Source organism: Brevundimonas sp. A19_0, from assembly GCF_017744255.1.
Classification (GTDB): Bacteria; Pseudomonadota; Alphaproteobacteria; order Caulobacterales; family Caulobacteraceae; genus Brevundimonas.
Genome location: NZ_JAGHQP010000036.1, coordinates 1 through 6,462, shown reverse-complemented (window position 1 = coordinate 6,462; position 6,462 = coordinate 1). Strand labels below are relative to the sequence as shown.

1 protein-coding gene and 1 pseudogene are annotated in these 6,462 nt (G+C 67.4%); both read right to left on the bottom strand.

Annotation, left to right across the window (positions count from 1 at the left end; genetic code table 11):
• Nucleotides 1-5,783: pseudogene (locus J7346_RS14795) on the bottom strand (hypothetical protein); the annotation flags it as partial.
• Nucleotides 5,784-5,944: 161 nt separating this feature from the next.
• On the bottom strand, nt 5,945-6,462 hold a 518-nt coding region (locus J7346_RS14790; RefSeq protein ID WP_209120739.1), incomplete at its 5' end, for a hypothetical protein.

Below are 6,462 nucleotides of genomic sequence, written 5' to 3'. Positions count from 1 at the left end.
AGATTGTCGCCCGCATTGCCCGTCAGGGTGTTGTCCAGCGCATTGCCCACGCCGAACGCATTGCCCGCCGACGACGACAGCGTCAGCGCCTCGATGTTGTCGTACAGATAGAAGCCCGACGACGCGATGACGGTGTCGTAGCCCTCACCCGCGTTCTCGAACACGAGATCGGCCTGGGTGTCCGCGTAATAGGTGTCGTCGCCGGAGCCGCCGTAAAGTCGATCGACACCCGTGCCGCCGTCGAGGACGTCGTCGCCGGCGCCGCCGTCGAGGACATCCTCGCCAGTGCCCCCGGTCAGCACATTGCGCCCGGCGTCCCCGGTCAGCCGGTCATTGAAGGCCGAGCCCGTCAGATTCTCGATACTGAGGAAGGTATCGGTGGAGCCATCGCCGTCGTTGCTTGCCATGCCGGCGGCCAGGCTGGCCGTTACGCCGGAGTAGGCCTGGCTATAGTCCGCAGTGTCGTTTCCGCCACCGCCGCGCAACTGGTCCTGGCCCAGGTTGCCGCTCAGAATATCATCCGCTTCGCCGCCGGTCAGGATGTCGTCGCCGCCCAGCCCCGACAGCACGGCCCCGCCGCCGCCGTCGTCGCCGGCGCCGATCGAGAGGCGGTTCGCCCCATGGTCGCCGATCAGCCAGCGCTCCCCGGCGCCAGTGATCTCCAGCACCACGTTCTCGACCTGGGCCGAGAGTCCTCCGGTGCCCAGCCCGCCGAACCCGCTGTCGAGGAACAATCTTGCCCGGTCTCCGCGCAGGATCAGGGTGTCGTCGCCCGCGCCGCCGCTGATGAAGGTGGTCGAGAACAACATCAGCGGATCGAAGGTGACGACGATGACGTCGTTGCCCGCATCGCCATAGAGATCGTCGCCGCTGCCGCCCTCGAGGCGATCCGCGCCCTCGCCGCCGCGCAGCAGATCCTTGCCTCGGCCGCCGCGCAGGAAGTCGTCGCCGCCCCCGCCCGACAGTTCGACCTCAATGCCGAAGGCACTCATGTCGATACGGTCGGCACCGGATCCGCCGATAACGTTCTCGATGTAATGAAAGCGGTCGTTGCCCACGGTGAAGAACCAGTTCTCGACCGTTCCGTCGACGACCAGGCTCGTGGTCCGCTGGCTGGCGTCAAGCGTGTCGTAGCCCACCTCGTCGGTGTAGACCGAGCCTGACAGCCCCAGGTCGGACGGGGCCACGAACACATCGTCGCCGATGCCACCCTCGACCGTGTTCCGGCCCGTTCCGGCGTCGATGCGATCGTTCCCCATGCCGGCGTTGATCACATCGTCGCCGGCGAGGCCGAAAATGAGATCATCGCCATCGCCCCCGAGGATCATGTCCGCCTGGCCGGTTCCGGTCAGGACATCGTCTCTCAGGGTACCGTCAAGGGTCGGGAGAAGCGGTCGGCCCGCGATGTCGGTATCGCCATCTGAAAACCGCAGCCGTTCGACGTTGGTCAGGGTGTCGGTGCCGTCCGGACCCGTCACCACGATCGCATCCTTGGTATTCGTGATGACATAGGCGGACCGGGGTCCGGAGAAGACGGCGGTGTCGAAGCCGATATCACCGTCGATCTCGTCATCGCCCGCGCCGCCGGTCAGCATGTCATCGCCGCCGACGCCCCAAAGATAGTCGGCGCCGTCCCCGCCATCCAGCCGGTCATCATGCTGGTCCTGACCGGTCAGATAGTCGGCGCCGTCGAGGCCGAAGACCACCCCGCCACCCATGGCGCTGATCCGGTCGGCACCCCCGGTGCCGTAGACGATAATGGAGCCGTCGAGGTTCCGGCCGCCCCTGAAGTCGATGTCGAGGTAGATTTCGGCTGTTTCGATCGTCCCGTTCGCCTCCCGCGAAAAGCGCAGGAAGTCGCCGATGGTATAGCTGAGAGACACGCCGCGGATGACGATGGTGTCGCCTTCGGCGGGATTGAAGTCGAAAATCCGGTCCAGGGAATTGCCCGAAATATCGAACTCGAACCGGTCCGCCCCTGCGCCCCCGACCATGTGATCGAAGCCCGCGCCCCCGATCAGCACGTCATCGCCGTCCCCGCCCAGCAGGCGATCATTCCCGTCGCCACCGGTCAATGTGTCGGCTCCGTCACCGCCTTCCATCACATCGTTGCCGGCGCCGCCCGACAGGGTGTCGCGCCCCGCCAGCCCCTGCAGCAGATCGTCCAGCGCCCCGCCGGTCAGGATGTCGTCGGTTTCGGCGCCCCGCAGGATCAAGGGGGCGACGGGCGGGGAGCCGGAAATGATCGGCGTCGCGGGCGTCGCCGGCGTCACCGGGCGACCGGCCGTCGCCTCCACGGGCACAGCGGAGAACTGGAACAGTCCGGCCGTCACGGTCGCCGCCTGGATGTTGCGCAGCAGCAGGGTGTCGCCCGCGCCGAAGGTCACGAGGACGTCCGCGCCCTGCTGCTGCAGGCTCTGCCAGGCCGAATAGCCGGAGACGCGGATCCGGTCGCCGGCCGCGCCGCTGAAGTCGGTGATGATGTCGGCGCCCGAGCCGGTATAGAAGATGTCGGCGCCAGCGCCCCCGGTCAGGGTGTCGTTCCCGGCGCCGCCGCTCAGGACATCGTTGTCAGCACCTCCGTCCAGCAGGTCATCGCCGGCTCCGGCCAGCAGCGTGTCCGCCCCCCGGCCGCCATAGACGCCGCCCGTCTGGGTTCCCGACCGGCCTTCATAGACATCCGCGCCGTCGCCCAGATCGACCCGGCCCGTGATCAGACCTTCGTTGAACAGCCGCGACTGCTCGGCCCCCAGGTCGACCAGACCGCGCAGCTCTCCCGTATTGAGGATGTAATGGACGTAGCTCGCGTAGCCGGAGTCCATCGGCTCAACGCGCAGGGCGTAGTCGGCCTCGATCAGGCCAGAATTGACAAAGGTGGATGTGGATCCGGTTCCGAAGAGGAGGCCGACACTGTCCCGGGCGGCGGTGGAATCCGTGACCCGGATCGTGCCGCTGTTGACGAAGCTGTAGGCAGTGGGGTTCAGCGGGTGGTTATGCTGGAAGACGCGCGCACCCGTGCTGGCGGTCCCGCCTGTCACCTCGATCAACCCGCTGTTCCACAGGCTCTGGTTGCCGATGCTCATGTCGATGCCCATCGCCGACAGGCCGCCGGTGACGATCAGCTGACCGCTGTTGACCGTCTCGATGACGCCAGACAGGCCCACAGCGTCACCGCCGGCGATGATTTCAATCCGCCCGGCGTTGTTCACCACATCCGGGCCCACGGTGCCGACAACGTCCGTCTGGCCGCCGCCTGCCACGCGAAACAGTCCTTCAGCCCGATTGACCACGGCGCTCTCGACAAAGGCGGTCCCGTCGCGATAGTCGAGGCCCACGATGCGATCGAACTGCGAGCCGCCGTCGATGATGATCCGGCCGCTGTTGAACACGGCCGGCTCGGCCCGGCCCCCGACGGCTTCCAGGTGAAGTCCGCTCTGCCCCTCGCCAAGGCGCGAAATGTCCAGCACCTCAGACGCCTCCAGCACCAGGAGCTGTGAGACGATCAGCTGTCCCTGGGCGAGAGGCTGCGGCGCCGGTGGCAGAGCCTGCGGCCGGAAGTCGAAATCAGCGGCTGTGAGGTCCGTGGCGGTCACATTGCGGAGCAGGATCGACTCGGTTTCGGACAGGATCACCCGGGTGTCGGCGCCGACCTGCAGAAGTGACTGGTAGCCGGAGTAGCCATGAATCCACAGCTGGTCGGCCGCGCCGGCGGCGGCGAAGTCGGTGATGGTGTCGACGCCGTCGCCCATGCTGAACACGAAGATGTCGTGTCCTGCCCCCCCGGTCAGGGTGTCCTTGCCGGTGCCGCCCCACAGAATGTCATCGCCGGTGCCGCCGTCCAGCACATCGTCGCCGCCATTGCCCTCCAGTATATTGGCGTCCTTGTCGCCGGTGAGGACATCGGCGAACCGGCTGCCCTCTACGTTCTCGAAATTGACAAGGGTATCAACGCCGGAGGCGCGTCCCGTCCCCGCCAGCAGATCGACCGTCGCGCCCAGGCCTGAACTCAGATAGGACAGGGTATCGACGCCCGTCCCGCCGTCGAGGGCGTCATTGCCGCGACCGCCGTCGATATAGTCGTCGCCGGCGCCCCCGAAGATGGCGTCGGCGCCATCCTCGCCGAACAGATAGTCCGCCAGCGAGCCGCCGACCAGGCGATCATTGCCGAAGCCGCCGAAAACGCCGCCCTCAAGGCTGCCACCCGTTCCGTCGTAGAGGTCGCCCTCGGCCCCGAGGTCGATATTGCCGACGATGACGCCGGCATTGCGCACCTCATCCTCGCCCGAACCCAGGATCACCGCGCCGATGATCGTGCCGGTGTTGATCACATGCTCGACGGACCGCTGGACGTAGAACGCAACGTCGTCGGCGATGTAGATGGCGATATCGCCCTCGATCAGCCCCGAATTGACGTAGGTCTGGACCCCGTTTCCGCGCGCGTTGATGCTGTCGACATTAAAGGCGGTAAAGGCAATGCTGAGCCCGTCTTCGGCGATCGCCCGGATCGTGCCGCTGTTGGTGAAACTGCCGTTGGCGTCGAGGATCAGGCCAATCGCCCCGTTGGCGCCTTGCGCCTCGATCAGGCCGCTGTTCGTCAGGGTGGTGTTCAGGTCAGTATGGTAGCCGATCGCCGTCTCGCCGAAGGCAAGGATCTGGCCGCTGTTGTTCGCATACACATGGGCCCGGTGCGCCGCAGAGGTCAGGAGCGGCTCGTTGGGCAAGGTCACGCCGACGGCCAGTCCGCCCGCATGGGCGACAATCGTGCCGGTATTGTCGAGGCGCCAGTTTACGGATCGGGCATGCACGCCGGTCGCGTCATGCGCGGACCAGGCCTCTACCAGACCGTGGTTGACCACGTCCTGGCTGCCACGCGTGCCGAAGGCGCCGGCCGTGCCGTCATTGATGACCCGGACCGTCCCGCTCGCATTGTTGACGAACACATCGGGCAGCAGGCTCGGCAGTCGGCCCATTTGCACGCCGACGGCCAGGTGGCTGTCGTCTGGCCCTCCGTCGACAATAATCGTCCCGTTGTTGGTGAGGGTCCCGAGGGAGACCAGATAGCCGGCATCCTCGAGGAAGGTGGTCGTGGCTCCCGTCGGTATGGTCAGATCGCCTTCGGCGATGACCGGGCCGCCGGGGGCTTCCGGGTCGGCGACCGGCGGCGGGCCGGCCATCATGCGGAAGAAACCTGGATGCTGCGCCAGCTCCTCGGGCGTGATGTATCGGAGTTCGATGCTGCGCCCGTCGGCGAACATCAGGCGGGAGCCGTTGTCCCAAGCCTCCAGTCGCGGCGCAAAGGTGAATCCATACAGCTCGATCACATCGCCGGCGGCAGGATCGAAATCGTGGATAACATCGACGTTGGGCACGGGATTGGGCGGGCTGCCGGCCGTGCCGATCTCGCCTTGCACGAAGATGAAGGTGTCGGCGCCGGCTCCGCTGCGGATGAAGTCTGCGCCCGCGCCGCCCCAGATGATGTCATCGCCCGCGCCGGCGTCGATGAAGTCGTCGCCCGCGCCGCCCTCCAGCCAGTCCGAACCGCTGCCTCCTTGCAGTTCGTCGTTGCCCCCCAGGCCGAACAGGGTGACGGCGTCTGTTCCCCAGGTGCCAAGCAGCTCATCGCGCCAGGTGCCGCGCTGCACAGGTGCGCTTGGGTCGGGCCCGAGCGACTCTAACGCAGTGGTCCGCAGCAGGCTGGCCCTGAGCGCCGAAGCAGCGATCGGATCGGTCGGAGCCAGGCCCCATCCGCCGAACTGAAGACCGTTGAAGGATTGAACACTCATGCCGACTTACCCCCGCCCTTGGCCCGACACATTGCGATAGTTCAGAACGCCTGACAATCGGCGTTCGCGGACCATTCCCGGCCGGATCCGCCTCCATCCTGCATCCGCCGCTTCCCCATGGGATGGGGCGGCCCGGCGTGTGCGGGGCCGCCCTGTGGGGCTTACATCCAGGCCCAGTCGTGGGTGGGCGGGGTGTCGACGGGGTCGGCGCCGGGGGTGTCGGGCAGGTAGAGGCCGTGGCCGCGGCCCTCGCCGAAGGTCCAGTGCGCCGGGTTGAACAGCAGGTCGTCGACGACCTCCGGCCCGCCCGGCAGGACCTGCGGGCCCAGGGGGTCGATCTCGGCCGGCAGCACCTGGGCGCCGCCGTCGTGGACCTTGGCCCCGCCGCCGCTGAAGTCGGCGATGAAGGCGTCATCTTCCAGCCCCGGCAGGATCTGCGGGCCGGCGTCCTTGCCCCCGCCCACGAGGTCCTCCGCCGACAGACCCGGCAGGATCTGGGCGCCGGTATCGGCCTCGAGGCCCGGCCTGGCCTCGTCCTGCGCGGCGGTCGCCACCTGGACCGGCGGGTTGAAGCGCGCATCGTCGGCCGGGATGATCCCCGACAGGGCCTCGGCCGGAGAGGCCTGTCCCGGGAAGATGAACTGGGCCGCCGTCAGATTGGCCATCGTCACCCCGTGCA